Origin of the sequence: Oceanicaulis sp. MMSF_3324 (assembly GCF_030733545.1) — a bacterium.
In the GTDB taxonomy this organism is placed as follows: Bacteria; Pseudomonadota; Alphaproteobacteria; order Caulobacterales; family Maricaulaceae; genus Oceanicaulis.
This window is the reverse complement of sequence record NZ_JASHIU010000007.1, coordinates 122,884-138,986: the sequence shown is the minus strand read 5'-3', so window position 1 is coordinate 138,986 and position 16,103 is coordinate 122,884. Positions and strand designations below refer to the sequence as shown.

Sequence of the window (16,103 nt, the reverse complement as noted above, 5' to 3'; positions counted from 1 at the left end):
CGGACAGCGCCTAGAACGGCAGGTCTGTGAGATCGGGCAGTGGCGCGATGATGCGCTCCCCGTCCACCGTCTCCCCAGCCATGAAGCGGTGCATGACGGCGTGCACCTCCGGCGTCGTCATGAACAGGTTGTGTCCTGCATTCTCGACGATCACCCAATCCACATTCGCCATGCCGGACAGCGCCTCGCGCTGGCTGTCGGGATAGGTGCGGCCATCGAGCGTGCCCGACAGGAGCAGGATGGGCGTATCGCCGACAGGGGCTGCACGGAAATCGTCATCCAGTCCGAAACCGCTCCACACCCCGTTCAGCTGGGGCATCGGAAAGTTCAGATAGGCGCCCAGAAGCGATGTCCGCGCTTCGTGTTCAACCCGGGTCAGGCGCGCCTCGCTGATCCCCGACGCCAGGTCCATGGCGGTGGACATCGGGCGCAAGATGATCGGCTGGCCCAGCTCGTAGAAGCGTCCCACGATCCCGGACGCGATGAAGGCGCTGTCCGCCTGGTCAATCTCGGCATACATGGCGAGCACGATCGCCGCAAAGCCCGGATCCGAGATCAGACCGGACGCCATCTGTTGCAGATCCCGGCGTTGCAGCAAGAACGGATGTACGCCCTCACGGGTCTGCACCTGAATCATCATGGGCTCGGCCTCGAGCTTGGCATGCACCCGCGCCATCAGGCCCGCAATATCGGGATAGGTCGCAGCCGCCGCCGGCTGGGTGTTCACAGCCGCCTGCAGCCTTTCAATATAAGCCTCTGTCTGTGATGGCAGTTTGACGGTCTGATCGAGCCCTTCCGCGCTGGCCAGAATGGCGCGATCGATCTCGTCCGGTATCGTCTTGAGCGCCGCCATGGCCAGGTGCGTGCCATAGGAAATGCCCCACAGCGTCACCTGTTCTGCGCCCAGATGGGCGCGCAGATCGGAAATGTCCTCAACGCTCTGCGCCGTGGTGTAACCGTCGATCTCCACACCTTGCTCATGCCAGAACACCCGGCATTCCAGCGCAGCCTGACGATAGGCGTCCGCGAACTCGGCATCCGTGGTGGGTTCGGTTTCCGGCACGGCCACATGGGACACGCAGCTGGGCAAGTCATTGCTCGACAGGCCCGTGCCGCGCTGGTCAAAGGCGATCACATCGCCATGCTGACGCATCTGCATGAACAGCTCGAAGCGCTGCGCGCGCGCCGTGCCGGTGCCCGAGCCGCCCGGCCCGCCGGCGAGATAGACAATCGGAGCGCCGTCCGCGCCGTCGAGCGCGGGAAACCGCACATAGCCGATCTCGATCATCCGGCTGTCCGGATTGCTGCGATCCTCGGGCACCGTGAACGCGCCCTGAAAGGCATCGACCGACGCGCCCTCTTGGCTGGTGAAGGTGATGGGCTCTTCCGCCGAAGCGGCGCCGACGAGCGCGATAGCGGGGATGAGGGAGAGAAGTCCTGACCGCATGATTGTCTCCATAATTGGCCTCCCGCTCTTGCGGCGGGACATCCGGCATGGTTGTTCCATGTCCCGGCTTCGTCAGGCGCCTATCGGTGAACGGCGCGGTCGGATCGACGAATGGCGCCCCTGACCCTGACTGCAAGATGACCCGAATTGTCCTGATCCTTTGCGCCCTGGCGCTCACCGTGCTGGCGCAGGGCGCCGCCTGGGGCCAACACACAATCAGCCTGACGGACGCGCCCTTCACGGCCTGCCCGGCCGCGAGCGGGACACAGGGCCCGCCCGACTTCTCCGCGGCGGATTGTGAAATCCTGCGTTTTTACGATCTCGACCCGCAGGGCCGGCATCTCTGGGTACGCACCCAAGTCTTCCTGGACCGCGCCTGGATCGACTCGCCGGGACCCAAAGGGGTCTACCTGTCTGGGCTCGCCGCCAGCGACATCCATCTCAATAGCGTCCGGATCGGGACGAACGGCATCCCCGGCGCCTCGGCCGCCGAGGAAAATCCCGGCCTGATCGACTACGCCGCCCACGCCCCCAGAGACTTGTTCCGGGTCGGGGAGAACACGCTGACCTTTCAGATGTCCTCCCATCATGGGTTCCTGACCCTGACCGCTCCCATGCAGGGCGCGTTCCTGGCCGAATACGGCTCTCCGACGGATCGCATTCTCAGCCATTACTGGCGCAGCCTGATCATGTTCGGCGTTTTTGCGCTCGGCGTTCTGGTGTTCGCCGCCATGGCGGCGAGAGCCGAGGACCGCGAGGAAGCCGTCATCCTCGCCATTCTGAGCGCCGCGCTCGGCGCGCAATTGTTGATAGAAGCGGCGCGCGGGCTGATCAGCTACCCCTATCCTCTTCATGACATCCGACTGGTCGGCATCGTCGCCAGCGCCCTGCTCACCTCGCTCAGCCTGATCGCCTTCGCGCTCAAGCGGTTCACTGCGCTGGCGCTCAGGACCCGTCTCGCCGCGCTCGGCGCCGGCGGGCTGGTTTTGCTGCTCCCTGTGTTCCTGACCCGGGGCTTTGACGGCAAGACCTGGGCGGTGCTTGCGCTGGCCCTGGCGCTGTGCGCCCTGCTTTGCGGCTATCAGGGCCTGAAAGGCCGTCGGGATGCACTGGCTTTTGCCGGCGCATTCGCCCTTGCTGCGCTCATCGCGGTGTTCACCCACAGCGCCTTCATCGACTTTCACCTGTTCTGGCTGGCCGGCCTGTTCCTGATCACCCTGTTTGTCCAGCAGGCGCTGACCTTGCTGCGCGAACAACGCATCCGCCTGTCAGAAACCCGTCGCGCCGAAGCCCTGGACGCCGCGCTCGCCCTGGCGCGACAGGCGGCCGATCCCGCCACCTTGCAACTCGATAGCGGCGGTCGCACCGATTATGTGCGCACCCAGGAGATCACCCGGATCCAGGGCGCCGGCGATTATGTGGAGCTGCATTACGAGGACGGGCGCTGCGTGCTCTACAGCCTCACTATGGCGCGGCTCGAAGCGCAATTGCCCCCCACCTTCCTGCGCGTGCATCGCTCTCATATCGTCAATACCGCCCATGTCGAGACGCTGGAGCGTGAACCGGGCGGCGGAGGTCGCCTGATCCTGCGCGCGGGCGGCGAGGTTCCGGTCAGCCGCCGCATCCTGCCCCGGGTCAAGAACGCGTTATCTGATCCCGACGCGGTCAAGCCCGTCTAAGGGAACCATCGCGTACGACACTCGTTAGCCTGTCAGTCAAAAGCGGATGACAGGCCGAACATGATCCTACTGGCAGCCCTGTTGCTCGGGTTACTCACGGGCGCACGCACCTTCATGGCGCTGGCGCTTGTCAGCGGCTATGCGCTCGTTATCGCGCCCGATCCGTTGATTGAGTCCTTCGCCTGGCTGAGCGAGTGGTGGGCCTTCATCCCCCTGATCGCCCTGGCCGGTCTTGAATTGTGGGGCGACAAGCAACCGCGCACCCCGTCACGCACCCGGATCGGCGGCGTGCTGGCGCGCCTGATCGCCGCCGCCGTTGCGGGCGCCGCCCTGGGCGGCATCCCCGCCGCCATCGCGGGCATAGTGGGGGCTGCGGGCGGCGCCTATGGCTGCGCCTACGCACGCAATGTCCTGTCGAAACGGTTCAAATCTGACCTGCAAGCGGCGCTGGTCGAGGATGCCTTCGCGATTGGCGGAACCCTCGCCGTGCTGATCTTGCTTGTCTGATACCCCCACTCGGCGCGCGGTTGAAGCGGTCTGGCGCGCTCTTACGTCTTACGCACCGATCCCAAGACTGTCCTGTCCCCCAAAGGAGCTCCCCCATGAATGTCCTGATGGTCCTCACCTCCCATGACGAACTCGGCGACACCGGCGAAAAGACCGGTTTCTGGCTCGAGGAATTCGCCGCGCCCTATTACGCCTTCAAGGATGGCGGCGCGAAACTCACCCTCGCCTCGCCCAAGGGCGGCCAGCCCCCGCTTGACCCTAAAAGCGATGACGAAAGCGCCCAGACCGAGGACACTCGCCGCTTCAAGGCGGACGAGGACGCCCAGAAAGCCCTCGCCAACACCGTCAAGCTCGACACTGTGAACTCCGAAGACTTCGACGCCGTGTTCTATCCCGGCGGTCACGGCCCGCTTTGGGATCTCACCAATGACGAGGATTCCGTCGCCCTGATCGAGGCCTTCTGGAAAGCCGACAAGCCGGTGGGCGCAGTATGCCACGCGCCGACGGTCCTGCTGAACGTCAAGGATGAGCACGGCAATCCGCTCGTCAAAGGCCGCAAGGTCTCCGCCTTCACCAATTCAGAGGAAGAGGCTGTGGGCCTGACCGATGTCGTCCCGCATCTTCTGGAAGACGCCCTCAAGGAACAGGGCGCGGATTATCACAAGGGCGATGACTGGGCGCCGTTCGCAGTGTCCGATCACCGCCTGATCACCGGCCAGAACCCGGCCTCCTCCAAGCCGGTGGCCGAAGCGATCCTCGCCCAGCTCAAGATCGGCTAGGCGGTCCGCCTGAACGACAAAGCCCCCGCTGGCGCGCCGGCGGGGGCTTTTTCATGATCTTCAGACAAAAGGGGTTCAGGCGTTCCGGCGACGACCGCCCGTGGCGATGCCCGAGACAAAATAGGCCAGAGCGAGCACGCCCAGACACGCTGCGGCGACATAGAATTCGGCGTCATAAGCGCCCAGCGCGCCCGTATAGCCCAGGATGGCGAAGACCCCGGCCAGGCCCGTGAACAGGGTCACCAGGAACCCCGTCGCGCCGTTCTGGGGCGCAGGGGTCTCATCCTCGCCCTGCTCCATGGCCCGGATCTCCGCCAGCAATGACCGGGGCGGTTCCTGCCCCGATTTCGCATAAGCCTTCAGAAGCTCGAACCGGGCCTGTGCCCGCTTGGTCTCCATCAGGCTGTTCCAGCCTGCGAGCAGCAGGAAGCCGAACGGAAAGAGCAACCACCAATAGGCGCTGAAAAGGGTGACGACGCTGTCCATGGCTGGCTCTCCTGTCTGCTGCGCGCCAGGGGCGGCGCGTCCTGACTGACCGGTGCTTTAGGTCAGCTCAGACAGGATGGCGTCAAAGCGAGCCGCGTCACAGGGAGAGGTGTCACCCTCCGGGCATGACACTTGTCATGTCCGCTCCTCGGCGCAGGCGCACTCAGTAATGCGGTGGCTTCTCATTTCCCGGCGCCGGAAGCCCCGCCTCCAGCTCCGCAATGCGGTTGTCAGACTGGCTCAAACGCGCTTTGAGCGCTTCGATCTCGCGGGTCTGACGGGTCAGAACCTCGGACAGGTCATCGAGCATTTGCTGCTGCTCGGCGACATGGATTTCAAGACGGTCGATACGGTCGGAAGTCATGGTCGATCACCGTGAAATCTGGAGGGTTTGTGACGAAGAAGGCCAAGGCCCCGAACGAGCCTCTGACCTGACACGCATCTTAATTCGCTCTGCCTCAGCACTCCAGCCCCTGGTCCGTGTGCGCTTCAGTCTTCAAGGGCATTGCCGTTACGCTCGGACCGTGTGTGGGCCTGGTACTGCTTCGGGCTCAACCCCGTCGAACGCCTGAACCAGCGCGAAAAGGCGGCCGGCTCGGAAAAGCCGACCAGATAGGCCGTTTCCTTCACCGATGAGCCGGTCTGGTCAAGATAATCCATCGCCACCTCGCGGCGCAATTCCGCCAGGACCTTGCGAAAGCTCGTGCCTTCCGCACGCAGTTTGCGAAACAGCGTCTGACGCGTATAGCCAAGCCGTCCGGCGATTGTTTCTGAGCTCACCTCGCCCGTGTGCAGCACGCCGAGCAATTCCGCTTCCAGCGCCGCCCGGATCGTCGGCGCCGTGGTCAGCGCGTCCATCAACGTGTCCGCGCGTTCTTTCAGCACGCCATGCACATAGCCATCGTTCTGCGCCACGGGCCAATTGGCCACTTCGGGGTGAAGCTCAAGGGCGTTCTGAGGCGCGCCAAAGCTCACCGGACACTGGAACACGTCTTCACAAACGCGGGCATGGGGCGGCTCGGGGTGCATGAACGACACCGACAAGACATGAGACTGGGCCAGAAAGCGTCTGGGTCCGCATGTGAGACGGATGAAGTCCATCTCCACAAGATCGGGATAGAGACGCGATGACATACGGCGGTCCACCATGAACAGGCGACCGTCCCGAATATCCAGCTCCATCCCGCCACCGGGATCCTGCTCCTTCAGATGAAGCGCCAAGCGTCCATAGCGTTGCATCTGTCGAAACGCCTCACCCATGTCCGGCGCCGATTCCATGATCAGCGCGACAATGGAGATTCGCGACATGGCGATGTCTTGGGCGAAGCGCACGATCAGGGCGGGATCCCCCAGCGCGGTTTTCGCAAAATCCAGCATGTCGATATAGGCGCTCAGGGGAATGCGGCTGTCAGGGTCCATGAGAGCGGCTTCGCGCACCCCCGTACGCTCGAGAATGCGCGCGCGCTGAAGGCCCTGCTGATCCGCATAGTCCAGGAAGCCGCTGAAGAGGCTGGCCGAAACCGTCGCGCTCCGCACAGTGTTACGTTCGATCATGTCATCGATACCTACGATCATCGCAAGCGAGAGCGCGTTCCTGAATCCTGCCGATACGGAAACACCCCGTCTCGGAGGAGATGAATGCCGCCCCTGTCCTTAGCGCGACTGTATGCCCTGCGCGCCTGTTTTGTCCTCTTCATCGTTGGAATCGGACTGGAATTCTGGCCCGTGCTGGTCCGGGAGGGCGCGTGGCTTCCCGTCATGGACGGCGCAGCGCTCGCCATGCTGTCAGCGCTCGGCCTGCTGTCGATCATTGGCCTGATCTCCCCCGTCGCCATGATCCCGGTCCTGCTCGTGGATATCGTCTGGAAGGCGCTCTGGATGGTCTTTGTGGCGGTTCCCCGCTGGCAGGCCGGCGAGATGGGCGAAGCGCATATGAGCGCTTTTTATGCCTGTCTTGTGGTCCTCCCCGTGGTCCTTGCACTTCCATGGCGCAGCCTGGCGGCGGCTTATTTCACTCGCCCCGAGCGGTGGAGATGAGCATGCGCGGACACCTCCTCTTCATCAGTGTGTTGGCGATGCTGGCGCTGTTACCGTCCGCATCGGCGGAAACGCTCCAGCTCGCCGAAGATGCACCCGTCTGGAAACGGGCCGGAGCGGCGCTCCTTCTGTACGGCCATGTGGGCGCAGGCGCGATCGGTCTGGCCTCTGGCGCCTTGGCCATTCTCTCGCCCAAGGGCCGCCCCGTGCATCGCGCGGCGGGCAAGGTTTTCCTCATCTCGATGGCGGTCTGTTACGTGATCGCAGCGGTCGTCGCGCCGTTTCTGACCCAGGACCGGCTCGTCAATACGATCGCGGCGCTGATGGCGCTGAACCTGCTGGCGACAGGCTGGCTGGCCGTAGGACGGCCCGCCGCCGCTTTCGGCTGGCCCGTGTGGGCGAGCCTGTGCGCCTCTCTGGGCTGCGCGGGCGCCGCCGGTTACGCGATCGCCGCGGGTCTGAACGTTACAGTCTCCGGCGCGGACGGCCTGCGCTTCGTGCTGGTTTCAGGCGCCTTGGCGGCTCTGGGCGATGCGCATGTCATCCTGAGCGGATCCATGACGGGCAAGGCCCGCATCCTGCGCCATCTCTGGCGGATGTGCATGTCGCTCTTCATCGCGGCAGGGTCGTTCTTTTTCGGCCAGGCGCAGGTTCTACCCCAAGCCATCATCGACACGCCGCTGCAGTACGTCCCGGCGCTCTTGCCCTTGGTCGCGATCCCGATCTGGGCAGGCCTTGTCTTCTTTCGCCGACGCCGCACGGCGCCTGCCTGACCCTGTCTCCTCTCCAACAACCGAAAGCCGGATCATGATCACGACCGTATTGATCGCCATCGCCGCCGCATGGCCTGCCCCCCTCTCGCAAGCCTTGGCCCCCTCAACGGAAGAGCGCCGGGCCAGCTTCGAGCTGGAAGTCGTATCTGACGATTTCCGCGCTGTCGGCGCCGTTCGGACCGGAGAGACACCGTCGCTGACCATTGTGGATGCGAACGTGCCCGACACCGAAGCGCGGGACCGGCTCATGCAGGATAATGGCGATGATATTGAGGGGCGGATCTGGTGCGATGGATTCGCTTCACAAGTGCCCGATACCGTCACCACGCTGCATGAAGACGAGCTAGAGGCGCGCTATCGCTACAAACCGTCCGAAGCCAGCGCTGAAGACGAGATGGAGCGCAAATTCTTCGCACACTCCATGAGCACCCTGACGGTTCGACGCGACACGATGGACGCCCCCTGGCGCGTATCGGACCTCATCATGACGCTAAATGAACCGTTCAAGCCCAACCTCGCCGCCCGGGTGACGGCAATGGACCTCGCCTTTTCCTGCGTGCTGAGCCCTCATTTCAACGGGCGGAGCTATCGCTCTGAGATGACGATGGATATTGAAGTGGCGGCCCTGTTTCAGACGATGTCGATGAACCAGAGAGTTCTGATCACCAACCTTCGCCCGATCGAAGCGGACGAATGAGCCGACGGTCGAGACCGACATCGGTCATTAGACACTGCCGGGTCTTTCGATGACGAGCACGCGCGTCGCCCCCTGCGGGTGGGCGACGTGCGCGTCTCCGGATTCGGCGTGGAATATATCGCCCTCAGCCATGGGCAAGACCGTGACCTCGCCCTCGGCGTTCCTGACATGCATGTCGAGCTTGCCCTTGAGCAGGACAAACACCTCCGGTCCGTCATTGACGTGCCATTTATAGGGCTGGTCGGTCCAGTGCATGCGAACGGTCGCTGCGTCAAAGCGCTCGATATCCAGAGCCGCCCAGGCGCGATTACCTGTATAGGCGTCCGGCTTGATCAGTCTCATCTGCAGCTCCGTTCAGGGCCGGCCTATTCCCACTCAATGGTTCCCGGCGGTTTAGAGGTGACGTCGTAGACGACCCGGTTCACGCCGCGCACTTCGTTGATGATGCGGGTTGCGACGCGGCCCAGGAAGTCATGATCGAACGGGAAATAATCCGCCGTCATGCCATCGGTGGAGGTCACAGCGCGCAAGGCCAGCACATTGTCATAGGTGCGGGCGTCGCCCATCACGCCGACCGTCTGGACCGGCAGCAGCACGGCGAACGCCTGCCAGATGCTGTCATAGAGCCCGGCTTTCCGGATTTCCTCGATATAGATCGAATCCGCCTTGCGCAGGATGTCGGCCTTGTCCTTGGTCACCTCGCCCGGAATACGGATGGCGAGGCCCGGCCCCGGGAAGGGGTGACGACCGATGAAGCTTTCCGGCAGGCCCAGCTCGCGACCCAGCGCGCGGACTTCGTCCTTGAACAGTTCACGCAGCGGTTCGACGAGCTTCATGTTCATGCGCTCGGGCAGACCGCCCACATTGTGGTGCGACTTGATGGTGACCGACGGGCCGCCGTCGAAGCTGACGCTTTCAATCACGTCCGGATAGAGCGTGCCTTGCGCCAGGAAGTCTGCGCCGCCCACACCCTTGGCCTTGTCTTCAAAGACATCGATGAAGAGCTTGCCGATGGTCTTGCGCTTCTTTTCCGGATCGCTTTCGCCCGCCAGCGCCGAGAGGAAGCGTTCTTCCTCATCCGCGGCCACGAGCGGGATGTTGTAGTGCTCGCGGAACAGGGTCACGACCTGATCGGCCTCGCCCGAGCGCATCAGGCCGGTATCGACGAAGACGCAGGTGAGCTGATCGCCAATGGCTTCGTGGATCAGCACGGCGGCGACCGAGCTGTCCACGCCGCCGGACAGGCCGCAGATCACCCGGCCCGAGCCGACCTGCTCGCGGATCTTGGCGATCGCCTCTTCCTTGAAGGCGGCCATGGTCCAGTCGCCCTTCATGCCCGCAATATTGTGCGTGAAGTTGCGCAGGATCAGCGCGCCTCGCGGCGTGTTCACCACTTCGGGGTGGAACTGCACGCCGTAAAAGCGCCGGCCCTCATCCGCGATGGCGGCGAAGGGAGCATGGGTGGTCGCGGCGATGGGGTGGAAGCCCTGCGGGATCGCGTTGACGCGGTCGCCATGGCTCATCCACACGCGCTCGAGATGGCCAACCTCGCCCAGGCCTTCAAACAGCGGGCTTTCGGCGACGATTTCGATATCGGCGCGGCCGAACTCGCGTTCTTCCGCCGCTTCCACGCTGCCGCCCAGCTGGGCGCACATGGTCTGTTCGCCATAGCAGATGCCCAGCACTGGCAGGCCGCGTTCAAACACGCTTTGCGCAGCGCGCGGCGTGCCTTCGCCATGCACGGAATTGGGACCGCCCGACAGGATGATCGCCTTGGGCGCAAAGGCGTCCAGGAAGGCGTCGTCCACGCGGTTGAAGGGGTGAACCTCGCAATAGACGCCACTTTCGCGGAGTCGGCGAGCAATCAGCTGGGTGACCTGACTGCCAAAGTCGATCACCAGCGCTTTTTCATGGTGGGCCTGAATCTCGGTCATGGCTGCGCATAGCGCAGACAGGCCGTTTTCGCCAGAGGGTATCCGCACGCAAGCGCGACATGTTTGCGGTGATGGTTTTCCCGCGCGCATCCAGGCGCTATATAATCGGTATGAGTCTGCGCTCCGCCACACCCCTGCCCCAGATCCTGACCGCGATGATCTTCATCGCGTGCTGGACCCTGCAGGTGTGTGCACAACCAGTGACTCCTTCGGGTCAGGACGCCCCCGGCGCCCATGCGCATCATCAGATGAGCGCGCACGCCCATCACGGCGACCAGAGCCAGCAAGCGGACCCCGAGTGTGAACCGAACGCCCTGTGCGGCGCGCCGCTGGTGCTCAATGACGCGCCCCAGTTCGATCTGCCGGTCATCCTGCCCGACGCGCCCAGGCCTGATCTGAAGGCCCTGCGTGACGTGGCCGCGAAGGCGCCGGTCTTTGATCCGAACCGGCCGCGACCGCAGCCCTGGCTAACCCCGGTCCAGCTTTTCACCGTTCAGCTCAATTAAGCCCGGACAGGCGCCCCGCCCCCTTGGCGGACGATGAACCCTGTCTGTTTGATGAGCTGAACGAGCTTCCTGATGATTACGAGACGATCCTGGCTGACCGGCGCCGGCGCGCTGACAGCTGCAAGCCTGACGCCCGGCTGGGCGCAGGCGAGCCGCGCGCTGACCCAGCGCGCCCCCGACGCCCTGACCGGTACGGTCTTCAACCTTGATATCGCCCGCACGCCCTTCCGCGTGGATGGCCGCCGCGATGAAGCGATCACGGTCAATGGCGGCGTGCCCGCCCCGCTCCTGCGCTGGCGCGAAGGCGATGAGGTGACGCTGAATGTCACCAACCATCTCGATGTGGACAGCTCCATTCACTGGCACGGTATTCTCTTGCCGTTCCAGATGGATGGCGTGCCCGGCGTGAGCTTCCCCGGCATTCGCCCCGGCGAGACCTTCAGCTATCGCTTCCGCCTGCGCCAGACCGGCACCTATTGGTATCACAGCCATTCAGGCCTGCAGGAGCAGGAAGGGCTGTATGGTCCGATCATCGTCGATCCGGCCCATCATGATCCGGTCGGCTATGACCGCGAGCATGTGCTGGTGCTGAGCGACTGGACCTTCCTGTCGCCCGAGGCGCTGTTCAACCGGCTCAAGACCAATCCCGAGAGCCTGAACTTCAATCATCGCACGCTGGGGGATCTGTTGGGCGATATGAGCGAGGACGGCGTGCGCGAGGCGCTGTCGGACCGCGCCATGTGGGGCCAGATGCGCATGAAGCCCACCGACATCTCCGATGTGGGGGGCGAGACCTATACCTATCTCGTGAACGGCAAGGGGCCGGACAGCAACTGGACGGGTCTGTTCGAACCGGGCGAGCGGGTGCGCCTGCGCATCATCAACGCCTCGGCGATGACGATCTTCAATTTCCGCATTCCGGGCCTGCCCATGAGCGTGGTGCAGGCGGACGGCCAGAACCTCCAGCCGGTGGAGACCGACGAGCTTCAGATCGGCGTGGCGGAAACCTATGACGTGGTGGTCACACCGCGCCAGGACCGCGCCTTCACCATCATGGCTGAAAGCATCGAGCGGTTGGGCTATGCCCGCGCCACCTTGGCGCCGCGCGAAGGCATGACCGCGGCGGTGCCCGAGCTGCGCGCCGCGCCGCTTCTGACCATGCGCGACATGGGCATGGATCATGGGTCAATGAACCACGGTCAGATGGACCACGGTTCAATGGACCATTCGGGCCATGGCGGACAGTCCGGCCATGCCGCGATGGCGATGGAGGACAGCGCGCCGGTCACCCACAACCACACCGAGGGGCCCGGCGTCGCCAATCTCAACATGGCGCCCATCAGTCGCCTGGATGAACCCGGGATCGGGCTGGAGGATGTGGACCACCGCGTCCTCACCTATTCGCAGCTGCGCAGCCTGGAGACCAATCCCGACCTCCGCGCGCCGGGGCGTGAGATGCAGATCCATCTCACCTCCAACATGGAGCGCTATATGTGGTCGTTTGACGGCGTGCGCTTCACCGAGATCGACGCGCCCATCATCTTCCACGAAGGCGAGCGCCTGCGGGTCTCTCTGGTGAACGACACCATGATGCCCCACCCGATCCACCTTCACGGCATGTTCTTCGAGCTCGTGAATGGCGGCGGCGATCACAAACCGCGCAAGCACACCGTGATCGTCAAACCGGGCGAGCGGCTGGCCTTTGACGTCACCGCCGACGAGCCGGGCGACTGGGCCTTCCACTGTCACCTCCTGTACCACATGCATGCGGGCATGATGCAGGTCGTCTCGGTGCGGCCCGGCCCGATGGACCAGTCAGGCCATGGTGGTCATTCCGGCCATCATCAGCCCGAACCGGCGGCCATGGATCATTCCAGCCATTCCGGACATGGCGGCGGTCATCAGGGCCATCACGCCCCCGCGCCAGAGCCTGAACCGGCGCCGACGCACCACAACCATCACTCCGGTCACCATGGCGGAGGCGCCCAATGATCCGCTCATTCCTTCTGGGCGCGGCCTGCGCCCTTATCGCCGCCCCCGCTTTCGCGCAAAGCCATGACGAGGGTCATGACGAACCGCTATGGAACGCCGCGGACCGGTATTTCGACGCCGATGTAATGGCCCAGGCGCGTCATGACGTGCTGCACCATTCCGGCGCCACGCAACACTCCATGGCGATGCTGGAACGCTTTGAATGGCAGGACCATGACGGCGAGACCGCCCTCAAATGGGAAGGCGGCGTCTGGACCGGCGGCGACATCAATCGCCTCGTCATGAACGTCAAGGGCGCGTATCTGCCTGACGAGGACAGCTTTGACGGCGGCGAGGTGGAGCTTCTCTACAGCCGCGCTGCGACCCGCTATTTCAACGTCCAGACTGGCCTGCGCCATGAGTTCGGCCCGGACGAGACCCAGGGCGTGATCGGGGTCGAGGGGCTTGCGCCCTACTGGTTCGAGGTGAACGCCCATGCCTATCTGGGCGGGGAGGCCGGCGCCGCCATCGAGGCGGAGGTGGAGTACGAAATCCTCTTCACCCAGCGCCTGATCCTGCAGCCGGTCGTCGAGACCCGCTTTGCCTTCGGTGACGCGCCAACGCTCGATCAGGGCACGGGATTTACCGATGTCGAGGCGGGGCTACGCCTGCGCTATGAAATCCGCCGCCAGTTCGCCCCCTATGTGGGCGTCAGCTGGGAGCGCAAGCTGGGCGAAACCGCCAGCCTCGCCCGCTCCCTGGGCGATGAGGTGGAGGAAACCGCCCTCCTCGCCGGTGTGCGCATCTGGTTCTAAACAAAAGGCCCCGGCAACGCCGGGGCCTTTTTTCTTCGATTGATCAGCGCTTACTTCGCCCGCTCCATCACGCAGACATAAAAGCCGTCCGTGCCGGTGCGATGCGGGGTGAGCTGGAGGGCGCCGAAGCGGCCCTCAATGGCCTTCAGGCGATCCTGCGCGCCCTCGGACAGGCGGCCTGACTGGGCCATGGCCTCGCTGGCGGGCACGGGCGTGAATTCGGGGTGCGCCTCAAGGAAGCCCGCCACCCGGTCCTCGTTCTCTTCGGGCAGGACCGAGCAGGTCACATAGACGAGACGCCCGCCCGGTTTGACGAAGCGCCAGGCCTTGGACAGCACTTCATCCTGTTCGGACTGACGGCGTTTGAACGCTTCTTCTTTGAGACGCCATTTGCTGTCCGGACGGCGCCGCCAGGTGCCCGAGCCCGAGCACGGCGCATCCATGAAGACGCAATCGAGCTTGCCTTCGAGATCGCCCAGCGTTTCCGCTTCCTTGCCGTCACGCACCTGCACATTGCGCGCGCCCGAGCGTTGCAGGCGCGGCCAGATCGCGCGCAGGCGACGCCCGTCATAATCCCAGGCGTAAAGCTGGCCGGTGTTTTCCATCAGCGCCGACAGAGCCAAGGTCTTGCCCCCCGCCCCGGCGCAATAATCAAGCACTTGCGCGCCCTTGATATCGCCCGCCGCCAGCGCGGCGAGCTGGGAGCCGATATCCTGCACCTCGACCCAGCCCTTGCCGAAGGCGGGAATGCTCTCAGCGCCCGGCGCCTTGGCGCGCGGATCGGTTTCGGGAATGCGCAAGCCATCCAGCGTCAGGTCAGAGGCCTCAATACCCTTGATCTTGGACGAAACTGCGCCGAACGCTTTTTCCGGTTCGGCTTTCAGGCGGTTCACCCGCAGATCCACCGGCGCCCGACCCGCCATGGCCTGACCTTCGGCGGCGGCATCCGCGCCATAGGCGCGCTCAAAGCTCGGCCCCAGCCATTCAGGCACATCGGCGAGAATATGAAGCGGCGTATCATCAGGCGCACCGTTTGAGAGGCCCGCAATCTCGGCCTCGGTCAGCGGCTCAGGCGCATGCTCATCCCCCTCAAAGGTCGCACTGATTGCGGCTGCATCCATGCCCCAGGCATAGGTCAGCGCGCCCAGCACCAGCGCGCGCGGCGTATCCTCGCCCATCACATGGCGCAGAAAGCCCCGGCGGCGCAGCGCGTCCAGCACCAGGCCCGACATCCAAGCGCGATCGCCCGAGCCTGCAAAGCGATGCGCCTTGCCCCAGTCGCGCAGGGCGTCCTTCACCGGCTGGTGCCGGTTCATCACCGCATCGAGCACTTCTATGGCGCCCGCGATCCGTCCTGCGTCACGCATGGGAAGGTCTCTCTTCTTCTCCAGGCCGTTCAGGCCTTTAGGTGTTCAGCCATTCGGCCGACGCGCGATCGCGCTTGCGGAGCAAAGCTCCGGTTTGTTTTTTAGTTCCGCCATGCGGCGGGCGCGCTTTGCGCTTGCGGAGCTACGCTCCGGGGAGCTCTGATACACAGGCGCGGCGTGAATTTCACGCTCTTCCCTCATCACATCCAGGACCAGACAGCAAGCGCCGCCAGAATCCCAAAGAATCCCTTAACGCTGAACCTGTTCAATTATCGACCTGAAAGACACATAAACGAGCGCGCCTGCCGTCATTGCGGCGAAACGCGTTCTGGATGATGAGGGAGCATTTTCATGTACGCAAAATTCGCCAAACTGCATGCGCCCGGCGATCCGCTGGTGCTGTTCAACGCCTGGGATGCGGGCAGTGCGCTCGCCATTGAACGCTCCGGCGCCAAGGCCATCGCCACCTCCAGCTGGGCGGTCGCCGCCGCGCTTGGATTTGAGGATGGCGAATCCCTGCCGCTTGAATGGCTTGAACGCATCACCCGCCGCATGGCCAAAACCCTGTCCGTGCCCCTGACCGTGGATATCGAAACCGGCTATTCCGAAGACCCCGCCGAAGTCGCCGATCACGCCTTGCGAATGCGCAATACCGGCGCGGTGGGCATCAATATCGAGGATCGCGATCGCAAGACGGCAAGCCCCGTGCTGATCGAGAAATTCACCGCCAAGCTACGCGCGATCGTCAGCGCTCAGTCGTCTGAAGGTGAGCCCTTGTTCATCAATGCACGTAGCGAAGTCTTCTTTGATCCTGAAGACCCGACCCACCCCAGCGAACGGATGGAGCACGCCATCGAGCGCGCCCACGCCTATGTGGATGCAGGCGCGGACGGGATATTCTTTCCCGGCTTGAAAGATCCCGACCTCGTCGCAAAGCTGGTCGAACGGATCGGCGCGCCGATCAATGTCATGGTCGGCGATGTGAACCAGCTTCGGATCATGAAACAGGCGGGCGCTCGTCGCCTCAGCTTCGGTCCCGCCCCCTATCTGGCAGCGATGGAGATGCTGACCGAGCGGTCCCGAGAGGCGCTCGCGCTCTGACCCC

Annotated in this window: 17 protein-coding genes; 10 read left to right on the top strand and 7 right to left on the bottom strand. The window is 64.1% G+C overall.

Annotated features, from left to right (window positions below; genetic code table 11):
* Positions 1-10: 10 nt before the first annotated feature.
* The gene (locus tag RBA95_RS08785) at positions 11-1,447 is read right to left on the bottom strand and encodes an alpha/beta fold hydrolase (RefSeq protein WP_306016479.1); all 1,437 of its coding nucleotides are present in this window, start codon (positions 1,445-1,447) and stop codon (positions 11-13) included.
* A 137-nt stretch (positions 1,448-1,584) separates the two neighbouring features.
* On the opposite strand from RBA95_RS08785, the gene RBA95_RS08780 reads away from it, so the two are divergent.
* The 3 genes from RBA95_RS08780 to RBA95_RS08770 all read left to right on the top strand — a co-directional run bounded on the left by RBA95_RS08780 (position 1,585) and on the right by RBA95_RS08770 (position 4,412).
* A complete protein-coding gene (locus tag RBA95_RS08780; protein WP_306016478.1) occupies positions 1,585-3,126 on the top strand; it encodes a LytTR family DNA-binding domain-containing protein in 1,542 nt (513 codons plus the stop codon).
* Positions 3,127-3,186: 60 nt separating this feature from the next.
* Positions 3,187-3,633, top strand: a complete 447-nt coding sequence (locus tag RBA95_RS08775; protein ID WP_306016477.1) for a DUF4126 family protein — start codon at positions 3,187-3,189, stop codon at positions 3,631-3,633.
* 95 nt (positions 3,634-3,728) lie between these two features.
* Positions 3,729-4,412 (top strand): type 1 glutamine amidotransferase domain-containing protein, encoded by a 684-nt coding sequence (locus RBA95_RS08770; RefSeq protein ID WP_306016476.1) that lies wholly within the window; start codon positions 3,729-3,731, stop codon positions 4,410-4,412.
* 75 nt (positions 4,413-4,487) lie between these two features.
* Here RBA95_RS08770 and RBA95_RS08765 read toward each other — a convergent pair whose 3' ends face one another.
* From RBA95_RS08765 to RBA95_RS08755, 3 genes are all read right to left on the bottom strand, one after another.
* Entirely contained in the window at positions 4,488-4,898 is a 411-nt protein-coding gene (locus tag RBA95_RS08765) for a hypothetical protein (RefSeq protein ID WP_306016475.1), read from the bottom strand.
* A 163-nt stretch (positions 4,899-5,061) separates the two neighbouring features.
* Positions 5,062-5,262, bottom strand: coding sequence for a SlyX family protein (locus RBA95_RS08760; protein WP_306016474.1), 201 nt, complete (start codon positions 5,260-5,262; stop codon positions 5,062-5,064).
* A 125-nt stretch (positions 5,263-5,387) separates the two neighbouring features.
* A complete protein-coding gene (locus RBA95_RS08755; protein ID WP_306016473.1) occupies positions 5,388-6,452 on the bottom strand; it encodes an AraC family transcriptional regulator in 1,065 nt (354 codons plus the stop codon).
* Between the two features lie 84 nt (positions 6,453-6,536).
* Here RBA95_RS08755 and RBA95_RS08750 point away from each other — a divergent pair, with 84 nt between their 5' ends.
* Genes RBA95_RS08750 through RBA95_RS08740 form a run of 3 tightly spaced genes read left to right on the top strand, consistent with a single transcriptional unit; the run spans position 6,537 to position 8,405 of the window.
* Positions 6,537-6,935 carry a hypothetical protein gene (locus RBA95_RS08750; protein WP_306016472.1) on the top strand — a complete coding sequence of 133 codons (399 nt, stop codon included), beginning with the start codon at positions 6,537-6,539 and terminating at the stop codon, positions 6,933-6,935.
* A 2-nt stretch (positions 6,936-6,937) separates the two neighbouring features.
* Positions 6,938-7,708, top strand: a complete 771-nt coding sequence (locus RBA95_RS08745) for a hypothetical protein (RefSeq protein ID WP_306016471.1) — start codon at positions 6,938-6,940, stop codon at positions 7,706-7,708.
* Positions 7,709-7,742: 34 nt separating this feature from the next.
* Entirely contained in the window at positions 7,743-8,405 is a 663-nt protein-coding gene (locus tag RBA95_RS08740) for a hypothetical protein (RefSeq protein ID WP_306016470.1), read from the top strand.
* A gap of 27 nt (positions 8,406-8,432) precedes the next feature.
* Here the strand turns inward: RBA95_RS08740 and RBA95_RS08735 are convergent, their stop codons facing one another.
* Positions 8,433-8,747 carry a cupin gene (locus RBA95_RS08735; RefSeq protein ID WP_306016469.1) on the bottom strand — a complete coding sequence of 105 codons (315 nt, stop codon included), beginning with the start codon at positions 8,745-8,747 and terminating at the stop codon, positions 8,433-8,435.
* Positions 8,748-8,770: 23 nt separating this feature from the next.
* Positions 8,771-10,339 carry a glutamine-hydrolyzing GMP synthase gene (gene guaA, locus RBA95_RS08730; protein ID WP_306016468.1) on the bottom strand — a complete coding sequence of 523 codons (1,569 nt, stop codon included), beginning with the start codon at positions 10,337-10,339 and terminating at the stop codon, positions 8,771-8,773.
* Positions 10,340-10,449: 110 nt separating this feature from the next.
* Here guaA and RBA95_RS08725 point away from each other — a divergent pair, with 110 nt between their 5' ends.
* From RBA95_RS08725 to RBA95_RS08715, 3 genes are all read left to right on the top strand, one after another.
* A complete protein-coding gene (locus tag RBA95_RS08725; protein WP_306016467.1) occupies positions 10,450-10,845 on the top strand; it encodes a hypothetical protein in 396 nt (131 codons plus the stop codon).
* A gap of 72 nt (positions 10,846-10,917) precedes the next feature.
* Complete coding sequence (locus tag RBA95_RS08720) at positions 10,918-12,837, top strand: copper resistance system multicopper oxidase (protein ID WP_306016466.1); 1,920 nt, start codon at positions 10,918-10,920, stop codon at positions 12,835-12,837.
* The gene (locus tag RBA95_RS08715) at positions 12,834-13,631 is read left to right on the top strand and encodes a copper resistance protein B (protein ID WP_306016465.1); all 798 of its coding nucleotides are present in this window, start codon (positions 12,834-12,836) and stop codon (positions 13,629-13,631) included. The genes RBA95_RS08720 and RBA95_RS08715 overlap by 4 nt, the downstream gene beginning before the upstream one ends.
* 50 nt (positions 13,632-13,681) lie before the next feature.
* Here RBA95_RS08715 and RBA95_RS08710 read toward each other — a convergent pair whose 3' ends face one another.
* On the bottom strand, positions 13,682-14,998 hold the full coding sequence (locus RBA95_RS08710; protein WP_306016464.1) for an RsmB/NOP family class I SAM-dependent RNA methyltransferase: 1,317 nt from the start codon (positions 14,996-14,998) through the stop codon (positions 13,682-13,684).
* A gap of 351 nt (positions 14,999-15,349) precedes the next feature.
* Here RBA95_RS08710 and RBA95_RS08705 point away from each other — a divergent pair, with 351 nt between their 5' ends.
* A complete protein-coding gene (locus RBA95_RS08705; RefSeq protein WP_306016463.1) occupies positions 15,350-16,099 on the top strand; it encodes an isocitrate lyase/phosphoenolpyruvate mutase family protein in 750 nt (249 codons plus the stop codon).
* The last annotated feature ends 4 nt before the right edge of the window (positions 16,100-16,103 follow it).

What these genes read in the sequence shown, in the direction of transcription:
- RBA95_RS08785 (WP_306016479.1), bottom strand. Translation starts at nt 1,447, where the DNA reads ATGCGGTCAGGACTTCTCTCCCTCATCCCCGCTATCGCGCTCGTCGGC.
- RBA95_RS08780 (WP_306016478.1), top strand. Translation starts at nt 1,585, where the DNA reads ATGACCCGAATTGTCCTGATCCTTTGCGCCCTGGCGCTCACCGTGCTG.
- RBA95_RS08775 (WP_306016477.1), top strand. Translation starts at nt 3,187, where the DNA reads ATGATCCTACTGGCAGCCCTGTTGCTCGGGTTACTCACGGGCGCACGC.
- RBA95_RS08770 (WP_306016476.1), top strand. Translation starts at nt 3,729, where the DNA reads ATGAATGTCCTGATGGTCCTCACCTCCCATGACGAACTCGGCGACACC.
- RBA95_RS08765 (WP_306016475.1), bottom strand. Translation starts at nt 4,898, where the DNA reads ATGGACAGCGTCGTCACCCTTTTCAGCGCCTATTGGTGGTTGCTCTTT.
- RBA95_RS08760 (WP_306016474.1), bottom strand. Translation starts at nt 5,262, where the DNA reads ATGACTTCCGACCGTATCGACCGTCTTGAAATCCATGTCGCCGAGCAG.
- RBA95_RS08755 (WP_306016473.1), bottom strand. Translation starts at nt 6,452, where the DNA reads ATGATCGAACGTAACACTGTGCGGAGCGCGACGGTTTCGGCCAGCCTC.
- RBA95_RS08750 (WP_306016472.1), top strand. Translation starts at nt 6,537, where the DNA reads ATGCCGCCCCTGTCCTTAGCGCGACTGTATGCCCTGCGCGCCTGTTTT.
- RBA95_RS08745 (WP_306016471.1), top strand. Translation starts at nt 6,938, where the DNA reads ATGCGCGGACACCTCCTCTTCATCAGTGTGTTGGCGATGCTGGCGCTG.
- RBA95_RS08740 (WP_306016470.1), top strand. Translation starts at nt 7,743, where the DNA reads ATGATCACGACCGTATTGATCGCCATCGCCGCCGCATGGCCTGCCCCC.
- RBA95_RS08735 (WP_306016469.1), bottom strand. Translation starts at nt 8,747, where the DNA reads ATGAGACTGATCAAGCCGGACGCCTATACAGGTAATCGCGCCTGGGCG.
- guaA (WP_306016468.1), bottom strand. Translation starts at nt 10,339, where the DNA reads ATGACCGAGATTCAGGCCCACCATGAAAAAGCGCTGGTGATCGACTTT.
- RBA95_RS08725 (WP_306016467.1), top strand. Translation starts at nt 10,450, where the DNA reads ATGAGTCTGCGCTCCGCCACACCCCTGCCCCAGATCCTGACCGCGATG.
- RBA95_RS08720 (WP_306016466.1), top strand. Translation starts at nt 10,918, where the DNA reads ATGATTACGAGACGATCCTGGCTGACCGGCGCCGGCGCGCTGACAGCT.
- RBA95_RS08715 (WP_306016465.1), top strand. Translation starts at nt 12,834, where the DNA reads ATGATCCGCTCATTCCTTCTGGGCGCGGCCTGCGCCCTTATCGCCGCC.
- RBA95_RS08710 (WP_306016464.1), bottom strand. Translation starts at nt 14,998, where the DNA reads ATGCGTGACGCAGGACGGATCGCGGGCGCCATAGAAGTGCTCGATGCG.
- RBA95_RS08705 (WP_306016463.1), top strand. Translation starts at nt 15,350, where the DNA reads ATGTACGCAAAATTCGCCAAACTGCATGCGCCCGGCGATCCGCTGGTG.